The organism is Aeromonas sp. sif2416 (genome assembly GCF_019218665.1).
GTDB lineage: Bacteria > Pseudomonadota > Gammaproteobacteria > Enterobacterales > Aeromonadaceae > Aeromonas > Aeromonas encheleia.
Map to the genome: position 1 here is coordinate 41,415 of NZ_JAHUXC010000013.1, position 15,620 is coordinate 57,034.

A 15,620-nucleotide genomic window follows, 5' to 3' on the forward strand; every position below is an offset into this window, starting at 1 on the left:
AACATCCTGCCGCTTGTAAATCATATGTGTACAACTTTGTTAAACATTTGCCCCCGTCAGCCCCCGGCAACGAACGGGGGATATCACCGGGGCTGGTGGGCCCGCCCGTCCGCCAAAGGCGGCCGCTCCGTCATCAGAAACTGGCCGGAGTGTTGGCCGAGATCAGCACGCACTCCTGCTCGCCCACGTTGCGGAAACGGTGCGGGGTGCGGCTGTCGAAGTAGTAGCCATCCCCCGGCGCCAGCAGGTGGATCTGCTCGCCGACGGTCACCTCGACCTGGCCCTGGATGACGATGCCGCACTCTTCCCCTTCGTGGCTCAGCATGTCGTCGCCGGTGTCGGCACCGGGGGGGAGGATCTCCTGCATCATGCCGATGGCGCGGTTGGCACGGCTGTGGCCCACCAGCCGGTAGCTGATGGGGTGGGTGCCGAGATCCGGCATGTCGTCCGCACGGAAGATCACCTCGGAATCCATCTCCGTCTCATCGGTGAAGAAGCTGGCGAGCGACATGGGAATGCCTTCCAGCACCTTGCGCAGCGAGGCCACGGACGGGCTCACCTGATTTTTCTCGATCTGGGAGATAAAGCCGTTGGTCACACCGGAGCGCTTGGCCAGCTCGCGCTGGGAGAGGGCCGCCTTGGTGCGAACCGCCTTGAGGCGGTGACCGATATCCATCGATAGACACTCCTTGACTGTTTACTATTATTAAAATTGTGTTAAATATCTTATACCACCCCAAGAGGGTGACACCAAGCAGGGGCGATAAATGGCCCTTTTTTATGGATTCAGGTGTTTAATTTAATAGGCACAAGCCAAGCGTTACTAAACGCCTTAAGGATGAGGTGACCATGAAACCGATAAGCGACATCAATACTCCCTCCGACATGTCCGCCTTCTGGATGCCCTTCACCGCCAACCAGCAGTTCAAGGCGGCGCCGCGTATCCTGAAGTCGGCAGAGGGGATGTATTATCACTCAGAGGATGGCCGCAAGATACTGGATGGCACCGCCGGGCTCTGGTGTTGCAACGCGGGCCATGGTCGGCGCGAGATTGCCGAGGCGGTCTCCCAGCAGATCTCCCATCTCGATTTCGCCCCCACGTTCCAGATGGGCCACCCTCTGCCGTTCGAGCTGGCCAACCAGCTGGTGGAGATAGCCCCCAAGGGATTCGGCCACGTCTTCTATACCAACTCCGGCTCTGAGGCCGTCGACACGGCGCTGAAGATTGCGCTGGCCTGGCAGCGGGCGCGCGGCCAGGGTAGTCGCACCCGCCTCATCGGCCGCGAGCGCGGCTATCACGGCGTCGGCTTCGGCGGCATCTCGGTCGGTGGCATCCCCGGCAACCGCAAGTGGTTCGGCTCCCTGCTGACCGGGGTGGATCATCTGCCCCATACCCTCAACATCGCCAAGAATGCCTTCACCAAAGGCCTGCCCGAGGAGGATCTCAGCCTGGCCGACGAGCTGGAGAAGATCGTCTTCCTCCATGATGCCAGCAACATAGCCGCCGTCATCGTCGAACCCATTGCCGGCAGCACCGGCGTCATCATGCCGCCCAAGGGCTACCTCAAGCGGCTGCGGGAGATCTGCACCAGGCACGGCATCCTGTTGATCTTCGACGAGGTGATCACCGGCTTCGGCCGACTGGGTGCCCCCTTCGCCGCCCAGGAGTTCGATGTCATGCCCGACATGATCACCTGTGCCAAGGGGCTCACCAACGGCGCCATCCCCATGGGGGCCGTGCTGGTGCAGAACCACATCTATGACGACATGATAGCGGCGGGCAAGGGGGCCATAGAGCTGTTCCACGGCTATACCTACTCCGGTCACCCGGTGGCCGCCGCCGCCGGTCTGGCGACCCTGGAGATCTACCGCAACGAGAATCTGCTCAATCGCGCCGCCGATCTGGCGGGCTACTGGGAGGAGGCGGCCCATTCCCTCAAGGGCTGCAAACATGTGAAGGATGTGCGCAACTACGGTCTGGTGGCGGGCATCGAGCTGGAATCCATGCCGGATGCACCGGGCAAGCGTGGCTACGAGGTGTTCGTGCGCTGCTTCGAGAAGGGGGCGTTGGTCCGCGTCACCGGCGACATCATCGCCCTGTCGCCACCCCTCATCATAGAGCGCAGCCAGATCGACGATCTGTTCACCCTGCTGCAGGATGCCCTGCAGGCACAGGACTGATTTTTCACCTTATTTTTGCATGGTGCCCGCGCTGCGGGCGCCATCTTCCTGCGCGCCGATCTCATGACGTCCCGCAGGATTGAGACGAATTACCCATCAAGGAGGATATATGACATACCGGGTTAGCAACTTCATCGGCGGTGAGACGAAAGAGAGCCACAGCGAGCGCTTCGGCGCCATCTTCGATCCGGCCACCGGCCAGCAGCAGGGTCAGGTGGTGCTCAGCACCGCCGCCGAGTGCGCCGAGGCCATCGCCATCGCCGAGCAGGCCTTCGCCGACTGGTCCCAGACCCCGCCGCTGGTACGGGCGCGGGTGATGTTTCGCTTCAAGGCGCTGATGGAGGAGCATCGCGACGAGCTGGCCCGGCTCATCAGCCGCGAGCATGGCAAGGTGTTCTCCGACGCTCAGGGCGAACTGATCCGGGGGCTGGAGGTGGTGGAGTTTGCCTGCGGCATCCCTCATCTGCTCAAGGGGGAGCACTCCCTCAACGTGGGCCGCGGGGTGGACAGCCACTCCATGATGCAGCCGGTGGGGGTCTGCGCCGGCATCACGCCGTTCAACTTCCCGGCCATGGTGCCGCTGTGGATGTTCCCGGTGGCGCTGGCCTGCGGCAACAGCTTCATCCTCAAGCCGTCCGAGAAGGATCCCTCGCTCTCCCTGCGGATGGCCGAGCTGCTCAAGCAGGCCGGTCTGCCGGACGGGGTGCTCAACGTGGTCAACGGCGACAAGGAGGTGGTGGACGTACTGCTGACCGATCCGCGGGTGGCCGCGGTCTCCTTCGTCGGCTCCACCCCCATCGCCGAATACATCTATGCCACCGCCTCGGCCCACGGCAAGCGGGTACAGGCGCTGGGCGGCGCCAAGAACCACATGCTGGTGATGCCGGATGCGGATCTCGATCAGGCGGTCTCCGCCCTGATGGGAGCGGCTTACGGTGCGGCCGGCGAGCGCTGCATGGCGATCTCGGTGGCCGTGGTGGTCGGCGAGGTCACCGCCGATACCCTGGTGGCCAAGCTGACACCGCTGGTGGAGGCGCTGCGGGTCGGCCCGGGTCTGGGCGCCAGCCCGGAGAACGAGATGGGGCCGCTCATCAGCCGCGAGCACCTGGCCAAGGTGCGCGGCTACGTGGATCAGGGGGTGGCCGAGGGGGCCCAGCTGCGGGTGGATGGGCGCGGCGTCAGTCATGGCGAAGGCTACTTCATCGGCGGCAGCCTGTTCGATCGGGTGACCCCCGAGATGCGCATCTACCGGGAGGAGATCTTCGGCCCGGTGCTCGCCATAGTGCGGGCGCCGGACTATGAAACCGCGCTCGGGCTCATCAACGATCACGAGTACGGCAACGGCACCGCCATCTTTACCTGCGACGGGGATACCGCAAGGGACTTCACCACCCGGGTTCAGGTCGGTATGGTAGGGGTGAACGTACCCATCCCGGTGCCCATGGCGTTTCACAGCTTCGGTGGCTGGAAGCGGTCCATCTTCGGGCCGCTCAACATGCACGGGCCGGATGGGGTACGCTTCTATACCCGGATGAAGACAGTCACCGCACGCTGGCCACAGAGCCTGCGGGCCGGCGCCGAGTTCTCCATGCCGACCATGAAATGACCAACCATGCAGTAGCTAGCCCAGGCATGGCCCGGAGGAGGGATCCGCCGGAGTGCCCCGCTATCCCTGTGAAGGAGTGACAGATGCGACTGGGAATTCTCGATTGTGACCGGCTGGACCCCGATTTGGCGGGGAGTTTTGGCCCCGTTTACTCCGAGATGTTTATCAAGGGCTTCCGGGCGCTGGCCCCGGCGCTGGAATACCGGGTCTGGTCGGCGCTCGATGGCGAGCTGCCGGCCGACCTGAACGAATGCGATGCCTGGCTCATCACCGGCTCGCGCCACGATGCTTACAGCGATCTGCCCTGGATCCTGGCGCTGCGCGACTGGATCCGGCGCGCCCACGATCAGAACGTCAAGCTGGCCGGGATCTGCTTCGGCCATCAGGTGATCGCCCAGGCACTGGGGGGGGAGGTGATGAAGTCCACCAAGGGCTGGGGGCTCGGCGTCTCCGTCCACCCCATGCAGGAGGCTAAGCCCTGGATGCAGCCTGGGCTGGATACGATCCGGATCCTGGCCAGCCACCAGGATCAGGTGGAGCAGCTGCCGCCGGGGGCGACCCTGCTGGCGGGCAACGACTTCTGCCCGAACTTCATGTTCCTGCAGGGGGATCACATAGTCGCGATTCAGGGCCACCCCGAGTTCTCGGTGGAGTACAACCGGGCGCTGATCGAGCGGCGACGGGATCGGCTGCCCGATGAGCACTACCAGAGCAGCCTCTCCTCGCTGGAGGGGGAGGTGGATTCGGCCACCATGATGCAGTGGCTGCTGCAGTTTCTCGGCATGCTGCCGGTCGGGCCCGCCGTGCGCTGAACCCCGTTTGTCATATAACCCCTGCAGATGCTAGATTTTGTAGCAAAATGAAGGATCAAGCGGTGATATGCCAAGTTCGGATGATACACTGGCCGCCATTTGTGGCGGCCTTGTCCATCCAATGACAGCCGCGCCAGCCTGTGAGGGTGAAGCCTTGAAACTACAGCAGTTGAAGTATCTGATCGCGGTGCGGGACCACAATCTCAATGTTTCCGTCGCTTCCGATGCGCTCTATACCAGCCAGCCTGGGGTGAGCAAGCAGATCGGCTTGCTGGAGAGCGAGCTGGGGGTGCGTATCTTCGAGCGCCGCGGCAAGCACCTGCATCGCATCACCCCGGTGGGCGAGGAGATCATCAGGTGTGCCGAGGCGATGCTCAACATCGAGGGCAAGATCAAGGCCATCTCCCGCGAGTACCTGGATCCGACCGTGGGCACGCTCAACATCCACACCACCCACACCATAGCGCGCTACCTGCTGCCCAAGAGCGTCACCTATTTCACCAAGAAGTACCCCAAGATTTCGTTCCATCTGCACCCGGTGATGTCGGCCAACAAGGAGCAGATCAGCAAGGGCTACTCCGATTTTTCCATCGTGGCCCACGAGATCGGCTTCGACAAGGAGCTGATCGCACTGCCCGCCTACCTCTGGACCCTGTCGCTGGTGGTGCCGCAGGATCACCCGCTGGCCAAGGTGAAGAAGCCGAGCCTGGAGCAGCTCTGTCAGTACCCCATCCTCAGCTACGAGAGTGGCGCCACCGGGCGTCAGGTGCAGGATCAGGTGTTCCAGGCCGCCGGTCTCACCCCCAACTACTACATGACGGTGATGGATGCCGGCGTCATCAAGCGCTATGTGGAGCTGGGCTTCGGCATCGGCATCATCTCGTCGCTGGTGGCCGACGACACCGATGCCCCCGGCCTGGTGGCCATCAACCTGGAGTACCTGTTCGCGCCCTGCCCGGCCCAGCTCTGCTTCAGCAAGAGCATACTGTTGCAGAACTACATGTATGACTTCATCAGCTCCTTCTCGCCGCACCTCACCAAGGAGGTGATCCAGAACGTCATGCAGCAGCCGACCCAGGCGCGCATCGACGAGCTGATGACCGGGGTGGAACTGCCCGTCTACTGACCCTCTCGCATCATCGGCCCCGGCCGATGATGCGACTGTGCCCTCCTGCCTTAGAGGTACCCATGTCCCGCATCCTGCTGCTTGCCAACCTCAACTGTGACCATGTGCTCTCCCTGGGCGAACCGCTGGTGGCGGGGGCCCGTCTGCAGTACCTGGATCAGGGGCGCAGGCTGGGGGGCGGCGCCGCCAACACCGGCATCGGCCTGGTGTGGGCGGGGCACGAGGTGCGCATCGCCTCGCGCATCGGGCTGGACGAGACCGGCGACTGGCTGCTTGAGCAGGCGGCGAGCCATGGTCTGGACTGCAGCCAGGTGGAGCGCTTCGGTGGCGAGACCGGCGAACTGCTGATCCTGGTGGACTCCACCGGCGAGCGCACCATCTTGCGCCGTCCCCGTCGCCCCGATCTGCCCGGCGACTTGCCGGTGGAGGGGGTGGATTGCCTCTACGTCAACTACCCCGGCACCGCCATCATAGGTTACATGCGCCAGATGCTCGGCAAGAGCTTCGTGGTGGCCCAGTACCCCAAGGGCGGCCAGGCCCGCCGTCCCTGCCATGTGCTGGTGGCCTCCCGCGCCGATCTGGCGGAGGTGGCCGATCCCTGGTTGCATGCCCGCGGCCTGGCGGGGGAGCAGCTGGAGTGGCTGGTGCTGACCGAGGGCAAGGCGGGGGCCGTGGCCATCCACGGCGAGGAGGAGATCAGGGTCGCGGCGCGGCCGGTGTCGGTGGTGGATACCACGGGGGCGGGGGATGCCTTCGCCGGTGGCCTCATCCACGGCCTGGCCCGTGGCATGGCGATCCAGGATGCCCTGCAGTGCGCGGTGGACTGGGGCGCCTTCGCGGTGGCGTCGGAGAGCTCCATCCCCTCCCAGGCCCTGAAAAACTGGCTGAGACAGCCCCACTGAAGCTGACGTTCCGACCCTACTCTCCCGTCTTTGACCCCGCGCCGGCCGGTGGGATTTAGTCGCCAGAAATGGCCGAAACCCCACCCCAAGCCGGCAAGTTTGCGATCAATCAAAGAAAGTGTCGATTTATGTACATCTTCGTCGACACCCGTCCGGGCTGCTCTTAACCTTGTCACTCCACGACTCGGCTCAAGATGCGGATCCTGTGCGGGCGCACGCACCATCCCCGTCCCTTGGCCTCTGGTTGTCGTCCTGATTTCTGGCTTGTAGTAAGAGGCAAGTGCGACCATGCAACTGACACGATTTACCGACTATGCCCTGCGGACCCTGACTTTTCTGGCAATCCAGCCGGGAGATCGCCTGTCGACCATCACCGAGGTGGCCGACACCTTCGCCATCTCCCGCAACCACGTGGTCAAGATAGTGCATCAGCTCGGCATCAAGGGTTACATCGAGACGATCCGTGGCAAGCACGGCGGCATCCGCCTCGGTCGCTCCGCGGTCTCCATCAACCTGCGCGACGTGGTGATGGACATGGAGCACGTGCTCTGTCCGGTGGACTGCAAGCGCGAGAACTGCCGCCTCTCCGGCGGCTGCCGCATCCAGGGCATACTGCGCCGCGCCATGAATGCCTTCCTCGAGGTGCTGGGGGAATACACCCTGGCCGATGCGGTGCGGGATCCGACCCGGCTCTGCCACCTGCTGGGGATAGAGCAAGACAACGTCCTGGCCATGGCATAAGGCCGAGGCAGACCATGAAGGGGCCCAAGGGCCCCTCTGTGCTTTCTGGCATCCGGGGGTTGTGCGGGCTAGGGTTGCGGGATCAGGGTGATGGCGCCGTGCAGGCAGGCGAGGCCACAGGCACCGCAGCCGTCGCAGGCCGCCATGTTGACGCTTACCCCCTCGCTGCTGGCCTTGATCGCCTGCTGGGGGCAGGCATCCTCGCACAGCAGGCAGTAGAAGCCCTGGCGGGCCTGGCAGCTCGCCTCGATCCTGACCCGGGTCTGCACCTGGCGGCCGAGCCGCAGATCCAGCGCCCCCGTGGGGCAGGCTCTGGCGCAACTGCCGCAGTAGCTGCACTGGCCGCAGGCGAGATCCAGCACAGGGGTGCCGGCGATGGGGGTGCCGTCGTATTCCGGCTGATAGGCCGGTTTGAGCAGGCCGTTGGGGCAGGCCTTGAAGCATTCACCGCAACGGTTGCAGAGGGCGAGGTATTGGGATTCTTCGATGGCCCAGGGCGGGCGTGCCTCATGGCAAGCCACGGCCGGTTTGGCGGGGCTTCCCAGTGCGTGCATCAACCAGCGACAGAAAAAGTGAGTCATGCCTACCCCGAATACCCATTAGGGGTTAATTTTAGCCAGATTTCCGCCGGCAAGCCAGAGAATAGCGTGGCGCAGGATCGCAAGCCGGGTTGGCCTTGTGTAAGCTAGGCAGATCTTTTTGCGTGGTCGAACATACACATGTGGTTATTTCTCTGGCGTGCCTCCCTGCTCTATGTCTTCCCGTTGCTGATGTGGGCCTATTGCCGCATCAAGGGTATCGAGTTCGCCGAGCTCGACACCGGGGTCAATAGCCACAAGTGGGTGGTGCTGGCCGCCTACCTCATCTATGTCCTGCTCTGGCTGCTGCTCAACCGCTACCTCGAACTCTTCCTGCGCCAGCGGAGTCGGCGATGATCCCGATGACGAGCTGGTTGCCTGCGTTGCTGGCGGGTCTGCTCGCCCTGGGCCTCGGCTGGCTGGTGGGCCGCCGCGCGGCCCGGGAGGAGACGCTGCTGACCGAGGAGCGCCATCAGGCGCTGCAGGACAGATTCGACGAGCTGCAGGACGAGAAGATGCTGGGCCAGCAGAAGCTTGAGCAACAGCAAACCCTGCTGCTCAAGCTCACCGCCCGCCTCAAGGATGCCGAAGCCACCCTGCGCAGCGAGCGCATCGCCAGCGCCGAGAAGCTGCAACTGCAGCAGCAGGCCGAGGCCCGCCTCAGCCAGCAGTTCGAGAACCTGGCGAACCGCATCTTCGAGCAGAACTCCGGCAACTTCCGCGAGCTGAACCAGCACAGCCTGGATCTGTTGCTGACCCCGCTCAAGGAGCAGCTGGAGGGGTTCCGCCGTCAGGTGGGAGAGACCCACGCCCAGGAGACGGCCCAGCGCCACAGCCTCAAGTTCGAGCTGGAGCGCCTCGCCGAGCTCAACGCCCGCATGACCGAGGAGGCCGCGGCGCTCACCCGGGCCCTCAAGGGCGACAGCAAGCAGCAGGGCAACTGGGGCGAGGTGGTGCTGGCCCGGATCCTCTCCGAATGCGGCCTGCGTGAGGGCCACGAGTACCACACCCAGGTCAATATCGAGGTGGACAAGGGCAAGCGTTACCAGCCGGACGTGATCGTCCACCTGCCACAAGAGAAAGACATCATCATCGATGCCAAGGTGTCGCTGACCGCGTACGAGCGCTGGTACAACAGCGACGACGCGCTGGAGAAGGCGGTGGCGCTCAAGGAGCACATCGCCTCGGTGCGCAACCACATCCGCGAGCTGGGTCGCAAGGATTACCAGCAACTGCCCGGGGTGCGCACCCTGGACTATGTACTGATGTTCGTGGCGGTGGAGCCGGCGTTCCTGACCGCGCTGGAGGCCGACCCCTCCCTGGTGCGCTACGGGCTGGATCACAACATCCTGCTGGTCAGCCCCACCAACCTGATGGTGGCGCTGCGCACCATAGAAAACCTGTGGCGCTACGAGCGCCAGAACCAGAACTCGCGCCAGATCGCCGAGCGGGCCGGGCGGCTGTACGAGAAGCTGCGGCTGTTTGTGGAGGAGATGCAGCAGATGGGGGGCAGCCTGCACAAGGCGCAGGAGAGCTACGACAAGGCGATGGGTCGGCTGGTCAACGGCCGCGGCAACCTGATCGCCCAGGCCGAGCGCTTTCGCGAGCTGGGAGTGGAGGTGACCAAGCCGCTGCCGGAGCCGCTGATCAACCGTGCGCTGGAGCGGGAAGACTCCGCCGACTGAGATGGTCGAAAGCAGATGGAAAGGGCAGCCCATGGGCTGCCCTTTTGGTCATCAGGATCCGCCGCTCCGGCCTTACTGCCGCCAGAAGGAGGGGAAGAAGATCACCGCGACGGTCAGGATCTCGAGTCGACCCAGCAGCATGCCGAAGGAGAGGATCCACTTGGCCGCATCCGGCAGGGTGGCGAAGTTGGTGCTGGGTCCTATGATGGGGCCCATGCCGGGACCCACGTTGGCCACAGCCGTGATGGAGCCGGAGATGGCGGTCAGCGGATCCAGGCCGATGGCGGCGAGCAGGGCGGCGATCAGCAAGATGATGGCGAAATAGGCCAGCACGAAGGAGATCATGGAGCGGATGATGGCGTCGTTGACCGGGCGGCCGTTGTACTTCTGGGGGAAGACGGCGGAGGGGTGCATCAGCTGGCGCATCTGCTTCTTGAACAGGGCGAACGCCACCTGCACCCGGAAGATCTTGAGCCCCCCGGCGGTGGAGCCGGAGCAGGCGCCGAGCGCCAGCAAAATGATGAAGATGATGCTGGTGAGCGGCCCCCAGGTGCCGAAGTCACCGAGGCCGAAGCCGGTGGTGGTCAGCACAGAGACGATGTTGAAGCTGCTGATGCGCAGGGCATCCATGAAGCCGTAGATGTCCCTGACCCAGAGATAGAAGGTGACGATGACGGTCACCCAGACCACCAGCCAGAAGAAGCCCTGCACCTGGGCATCCTTGAGCAGGCTGTTGTCGCGCCGGTTCAGGCTCTGGATGTAGAGCAGGAAGGGCAGGCCGCCGAGGAACATGAACAGGGTGCCGATCCAGTGCGCCGAGTTGGAGAAGTGGGACATGGACTGATCCGAGGTGGAGTAGCCGCCGGTGCTCAGCGTCGTCATGGAGTGGTTGACCGCCTCGAACAGCGTCATGCCACTCACCCAGTAGGCGAGGAAGCAGAGCATGGAGAGCACCAGGTAGACCACCACTATGTTGTTGGCCACCGTCTTGGCACGCGGTGCGCTCTTGTCGGACCAATCCGAGCTTTCGGTCTGGAACAGCTTCATGCCGCCCACGTTGAGGTAGGGCAGCACGGCCACCGCCATCACGATGAAGCCCACCCCCCCCAGCCACTGCAGGATGGAGCGCCACAGCAAGATGCTGTGGGCCATGCCGTCCAGCCCGGACAGCACGGTGGAACCCGTGGTGGTGACGCCGGACATGGTCTCGAAGTAGGCGTCGGTGAAGTCGATGTGGTTGATGAAGAAGAAGGGCAGGGCGCCGAAGATGCAGGCCACCACCCAGACCGAGGTGGTGAGCAGGAACATCTCCCGCACCCCGAGGTGAAATTCCGCCTTGCGCCCGTAGTGCAGGCAGAGCAGGGCGGCGCCGTGGGTGAGCAGCACGGACTTGAGAAATTCGACGAAGCCCTCGGAACCGGTGAGCAGCGCCAGCAGGGTGGGCAACCACATGAACAGGGCCAGCTTGGAGAGCACCAGCCCGAGGGTGAAGACGATGGGACGCAGCTTGATCATCGGAGATAACCTGATCGTTGATTAACAAAAGACCCGGACGATTCCTTGGGGAAAGATCCGGGTCTGGGTGCTGTCGCCTGATGCATGGGCAGGTTACAGGAAGAAGGGACTTGGCTGGAACAGACGTTCCACTTCCGGAATGTACTTCTTGTCCACCAGGAACATCACCACGTGGTCATCCTGCTGGATCTGGGTGCGATCGTGGGCGATCAGCACCTCGTCGCCACGCACCACGGCGCCTATGGTGGTGCCCGGCGGCAGCTTGAGCTCACCCACCGTCTTGCCCACCACCTTGGAGGTGTTCTCGTCCCCGTGGGCGATGGCCTCGATGGCCTCGGCCGCGCCGCGGCGCAGGCTGTAGACGTTGGCGATATCCGCCCGGCGCACGTGGGTCAGCAGGGCCGAGATGGTGGCCTGCTGGGGCGAGATGGCGATGTCGATGGAGCCGCCCTGCACCAGATCCACGTAGGCGCTGCGCTGGATCAGCACCATGGTCTTCTTGGCGCCCATCTTCTTGGCGAGCAGGGCCGACATGATGTTGGACTCGTCCTCGTTGGTCACCGCGATGAAGACGTCGATCTGATCGATGTGCTCCTCTGCCAGCAGCTCCTGATCCGCCGCGTCGCCGCAGAAGACGATGGTGTTCTCCAGCAGCTCCGACAGCTGCTCCGCCCGCTTCTGGTTGCGCTCGATCAGCTTGACGCTGTAGCGCTTCTCCAGCTGGCGGGCGAGGCCGGCACCTATGTTGCCACCCCCGACTATCATGATGCGGCGATAGGGGCTCTCGAGCCGCTGCAGCTCCGACATCACGGCGCGGATGTGACCGGCGGCGGCGACGAAGAACACCTCGTCATCCGCTTCTATGATGGTGGTGCCCTGGGGGCGGATGGAGCGGCCCTGACGGAAGATGGCGGCCACCCGGGTCTCGATGTTGGGCATGTGATCCCGCAGGGTGGAGAGCGCATTGCCCACCAGGGGGCCGCCGTAGTAGGCCTTGACCGCCACCAGCCCCACCTTGCCGCCGGCGAAGTCCACCACCTGCAGCGCACCCGGGTATTCGATCAACCGGCGCACGTAGTCGGTCACCAGCTGCTCGGGGGCGATCAGGTGATCCACCGGCACGGATTCCGGCAGGAACAGCCGATCCCGCTCCACCAGATAGGCCGGGGAGCGAATGCGCGCCACCTTGTTCGGGGTGTTGAACAGGGAGTAGGCCACCTGGCAGGCGATCATGTTGGTCTCGTCGCTGTTGGTGACCGCCACCAGCATGTCGGCATCCTGGGCGCCCGCTTCGCGCAGCACCCTGGGGTGGGCGCCGTGACCGTTCACCACCCGCAGATCGAACTTGTCCTGCAGCTCCCGCAGACGGTCGCTGTCGGTATCGACTATGGTGATGTCGTTGTTTTCACCCGCGAGGTTCTCGGCTAGCGTGCCGCCGACCTGACCCGCACCCAGAATGATGATTTTCATAGGGAGATCTTACCCAAGGTTGTTCCGTTACTGAGGTGGCCAGCCAGTCTGATGCCCGACATGATGATCTGCATAGGGAAATCTTACTCAACGCTGTTGCTTCGAAGAGAGGGCGCCAGCCAGCGGGAGGGCGCCCGGATACAGCCTCGACAGTTGCCGCTTACTGCTTGATCAGCTTGGCATAATAGAAGCCGTCCATCTCGGCCTCACCCGGCAGGAACTGGCGACCCGGACAAGCCGGGGTGTCCTGCTCGTGCAGGGGCACCAGCCTGGCGTCCCTGGTGTCGGCCAGGAAGGCACGGATCTGCTCGCGGTTCTCTTCCGGCAGCACCGAGCAGGTGGCGTAGAGCAGGGTGCCGCCGCTCTTCAGCTTGGCCCAGAGGGCGTTGAGGATGCGGCGCTGCAGCTCGGCCAGCTCGCGGATGTCCTGATCCCGGCGCAACCACTTGATGTCGGGGTGACGACGGATGACGCCGGTGGCGGAGCAAGGGGCATCGAGCAGGATGCGATCGAACTGACCCTGTGGCCACCACTGGTCCGGCGTACTGGCATCGCCATGGATCACCCGGGCCTTGATGCCGATGCGATCCAGGTTCTCCTGCACCCGCTTGAGGCGGTTCTCGTCCGCATCGACGGCGATGACGCCGGCGAGGGCGGGTTGCAACTCCAGCAGGTGAGCCGTCTTGCCACCGGGGGCGGCGCAGGCATCCAGCACCCACTCACCCGGTTGCGGGTCGAGCAGGCGGGCGGCTTGCTGGGCGGCACCGTCCTGTACCGAGCAGTCGCCCTGCTCGAAGCCGGGTAGTTTGGTCACGTCGCAGGGGCGCTCCAGCAGGATGCAGTCGTCCCCTTCCTCGCCAGCCACCGCATTGATGCCGACCTCGGCCATGCGGGCCAGCATCTGCTCGCGGCTCTGGCGCTGGCCGTTATTGCGGATCCACATGGGGGGGCGCTGGTTGTTGGCCTCCATGATGAACTCCCAATCCTCGGGATAGGCCTGACGCAGCCGCTTGGTGAGCCACTCGGGGTGGCCGAGCCGGATGCTGGGGACGCGGTCGATGCGCAGCAGTATGACTTCGGCGCTGCGCTGGAAGTTACGCAGCACGCCGTTGATCAGGCCGCGCAGGGAGGTGCCCTTGAGCAGCTTGACGGCGTTGACGGTCTCGGCCACCGCGGCGTGCGCCGGAATGCGGGTGTAGATGAGCTGATAGAGACCGACCAGGATCAGATAGTGAAAGATGCGGCTCTTGTTCTTGAGCGGCTTGTCCATCATCTCGCTCACCGCCGCGTCGAGGCGGGGCAGCCAGCGCAGGGTGCCGTAGCAGAGTTCTTGCAGGAGGGCGCGATCGCGAGGCGCCACCTTCTCCTGGGCAGCAGGCAGAACAGTGGAGAGGGATTGGCCCTGATCCAGCACCTGTTGAATAACGAGAGCGGCCTGTGCACGTGTTTTCATAGAGTTACCTTAGATGCGCAAGTCGGGGCCCGGGCCCCGCTTGTTTCAATTCAATTGCGTGCCGGGTGCAAACCAGTCGCGGCGAGAGTTGAGCAGATCCGAGACGGACATGGCCTTCTTGCCAGGCGGTTGCAGGGTCAGCAGGCGCAGCACGCCCTTGCCGGTGGCGATGTCGATCCCCTGCTTGTCGGCCTTGAGCAGAGTGCCGGCAGTCTGGCCGTGTTCCTGCTCGAGCACCTCTGCCTGCCAGACCTTGATGGTCTGTTCCGCCACTTCAAACCAGCTGATGGGCCAGGGATTAAAGGCGCGAATGCAGCGCTCGATGGCGACGGCCTCCATGGACCAGTCGATGCGCGCCTCCTCCTTGGAGAGCTTCTGGGCGTAGTTGGCCAGGGCATCGTCCTGCGCCTCGGCGGCGGTATCACCGGCGGCCATGGCGTTGAGGGTTTCGACCAGCGCCTGCGGTCCCAGCTCGGCCAGCTTGTCATAGAGGCTGGCAGAGGTCTCATCAAAGGCGATGGGGCAGCTCACCTTGCGGATCATGGCGCCGGTATCCAGCCCCACATCCATCTGCATGATGGTCACGCCTGTTTCGGCATCGCCCGCCCAGATGGCACGCTGGATAGGAGCCGCGCCGCGCCAGCGTGGCAGCAGGGAGCCGTGCACGTTGATGCAACCCAGCCGTGGGGTGTCGAGTACCGCCTTGGGCAGGATCAGGCCGTAGGCCACCACCACCAGGAGGTCGGCGCCGAGGGCGGCCAGCTCGGCCTGGGCGGCTTCGTTGCGCAGGGACGCGGGTTGGTAGACCGGCAGATTGTGGGCTAGGGCCAGCTCCTTGACCGGGCTAGCGCTGAGCTTCTGACCACGGCCCGCCGGCTTGTCGGGCTGGGTATAGACGGCGACGACCTCGTGGTCGGAAGACAACAACGCCGCCAGGTGACGGGCGGCGAAGTCGGGAGTACCGGCAAAAATCAGTTTCAGCTTATTCAATGGGGCAGATCCTCAGAGGGCTTTGCGATCTTCACGAGCCATCTTTTCCAGCTTCTGACGGATGCGCTGGCGTTTGAGCGGGGACAAGTAATCCACAAACAGCTTGCCGACCAGATGATCCATCTCATGCTGTATGCAGATAGCGAGCAGATCGTCCGCTTCCAGCTCGAACGGCTTGCCGTTACGATCCAGTGCCCGCACCTTGACCCACTCGGCGCGCGGCACCAGAGCGCGGCTGCCGGGGACGGAGAGGCAACCCTCTTCGATGCCGGTGCTGCCGGATTGCTCGAGGATCTCCGGGTTGATCAGCACCAGCTGATCCTCACGGTCTTCAGAGACGTCGATGACGATGATGCGCTGATGAATGTCGACCTGAGTCGCGGCCAGGCCTATGCCTTCCTCCGCGTACATGGTTTCGAACATATCATCTACAATCTGTTGTAACTCGGGTGTAATGGTCTCGACAGGGGCTGCGACGGTACGCAGGCGCTCATCGGGGAAACGCAATACATCTAGAATGGCCATAGTTTTTTCTTTAGTTTCATATAAACGCAGTCAATA

General features: G+C 63.8%; 15 protein-coding genes. 8 read left to right on the plus strand and 7 right to left on the minus strand.

Annotation, left to right across the window (positions count from 1 at the left end):
* Window positions 1–133 precede the first annotated feature (133 nt).
* Window positions 134–676: a cupin domain-containing protein gene (locus KW821_RS18595; protein ID WP_042652930.1), complete on the minus strand. Its 543-nt coding sequence runs from the start codon at window positions 674–676 to the stop codon at window positions 134–136.
* Between the two features lie 173 nt (window positions 677–849).
* Here KW821_RS18595 and KW821_RS18600 point away from each other — a divergent pair, with 173 nt between their 5' ends.
* From KW821_RS18600 to KW821_RS18625, 6 genes are all read left to right on the plus strand, one after another.
* Window positions 850–2,181: an aspartate aminotransferase family protein gene (locus KW821_RS18600; RefSeq protein WP_218292499.1), complete on the plus strand. Its 1,332-nt coding sequence runs from the start codon at window positions 850–852 to the stop codon at window positions 2,179–2,181.
* Window positions 2,182–2,290: 109 nt separating this feature from the next.
* Window positions 2,291–3,787: a CoA-acylating methylmalonate-semialdehyde dehydrogenase gene (locus KW821_RS18605; RefSeq protein WP_218292500.1), complete on the plus strand. Its 1,497-nt coding sequence runs from the start codon at window positions 2,291–2,293 to the stop codon at window positions 3,785–3,787.
* 83 nt (window positions 3,788–3,870) lie between these two features.
* Window positions 3,871–4,599, plus strand: coding sequence for a glutamine amidotransferase (locus KW821_RS18610; protein ID WP_042652927.1), 729 nt, complete (start codon window positions 3,871–3,873; stop codon window positions 4,597–4,599).
* A 154-nt stretch (window positions 4,600–4,753) separates the two neighbouring features.
* Window positions 4,754–5,725, plus strand: a complete 972-nt coding sequence (locus tag KW821_RS18615; RefSeq protein WP_042652926.1) for a LysR substrate-binding domain-containing protein — start codon at window positions 4,754–4,756, stop codon at window positions 5,723–5,725.
* A 62-nt stretch (window positions 5,726–5,787) separates the two neighbouring features.
* Window positions 5,788–6,627, plus strand: coding sequence for a PfkB family carbohydrate kinase (locus KW821_RS18620; protein ID WP_218292501.1), 840 nt, complete (start codon window positions 5,788–5,790; stop codon window positions 6,625–6,627).
* 288 nt (window positions 6,628–6,915) lie between these two features.
* A complete protein-coding gene (locus KW821_RS18625) occupies window positions 6,916–7,368 on the plus strand; it encodes an Rrf2 family transcriptional regulator (protein ID WP_042652924.1) in 453 nt (150 codons plus the stop codon).
* A gap of 68 nt (window positions 7,369–7,436) precedes the next feature.
* Here KW821_RS18625 and KW821_RS18630 read toward each other — a convergent pair whose 3' ends face one another.
* On the minus strand, window positions 7,437–7,949 hold the full coding sequence (locus KW821_RS18630) for a ferredoxin-type protein NapF (RefSeq protein ID WP_218292502.1): 513 nt from the start codon (window positions 7,947–7,949) through the stop codon (window positions 7,437–7,439).
* 138 nt (window positions 7,950–8,087) lie between these two features.
* On the opposite strand from KW821_RS18630, the gene KW821_RS18635 reads away from it, so the two are divergent.
* Window positions 8,088–8,303, plus strand: coding sequence for a hypothetical protein (locus tag KW821_RS18635; protein ID WP_042652922.1), 216 nt, complete (start codon window positions 8,088–8,090; stop codon window positions 8,301–8,303).
* A complete protein-coding gene (gene rmuC, locus KW821_RS18640; RefSeq protein WP_218292503.1) occupies window positions 8,300–9,631 on the plus strand; it encodes a DNA recombination protein RmuC in 1,332 nt (443 codons plus the stop codon). The genes KW821_RS18635 and rmuC overlap by 4 nt, the downstream gene beginning before the upstream one ends.
* 72 nt (window positions 9,632–9,703) lie before the next feature.
* On the opposite strand, the gene KW821_RS18645 is transcribed toward rmuC, so the two are convergent.
* The 5 genes from KW821_RS18645 to def form a co-directional block, all read right to left on the minus strand.
* The gene (locus KW821_RS18645) at window positions 9,704–11,146 is read right to left on the minus strand and encodes a TrkH family potassium uptake protein (protein ID WP_218292504.1); all 1,443 of its coding nucleotides are present in this window, start codon (window positions 11,144–11,146) and stop codon (window positions 9,704–9,706) included.
* A 93-nt stretch (window positions 11,147–11,239) separates the two neighbouring features.
* The gene (gene trkA / locus KW821_RS18650) at window positions 11,240–12,616 is read right to left on the minus strand and encodes a Trk system potassium transporter TrkA (RefSeq protein WP_042652919.1); all 1,377 of its coding nucleotides are present in this window, start codon (window positions 12,614–12,616) and stop codon (window positions 11,240–11,242) included.
* Between the two features lie 160 nt (window positions 12,617–12,776).
* Window positions 12,777–14,069, minus strand: coding sequence for a 16S rRNA (cytosine(967)-C(5))-methyltransferase RsmB (gene rsmB, locus KW821_RS18655; RefSeq protein ID WP_218292505.1), 1,293 nt, complete (start codon window positions 14,067–14,069; stop codon window positions 12,777–12,779).
* Between the two features lie 45 nt (window positions 14,070–14,114).
* A complete protein-coding gene (gene fmt / locus KW821_RS18660) occupies window positions 14,115–15,059 on the minus strand; it encodes a methionyl-tRNA formyltransferase (RefSeq protein WP_218292506.1) in 945 nt (314 codons plus the stop codon).
* A gap of 12 nt (window positions 15,060–15,071) precedes the next feature.
* A complete protein-coding gene (gene def, locus KW821_RS18665) occupies window positions 15,072–15,584 on the minus strand; it encodes a peptide deformylase (RefSeq protein WP_218292507.1) in 513 nt (170 codons plus the stop codon).
* Window positions 15,585–15,620: the final 36 nt, after the last annotated feature.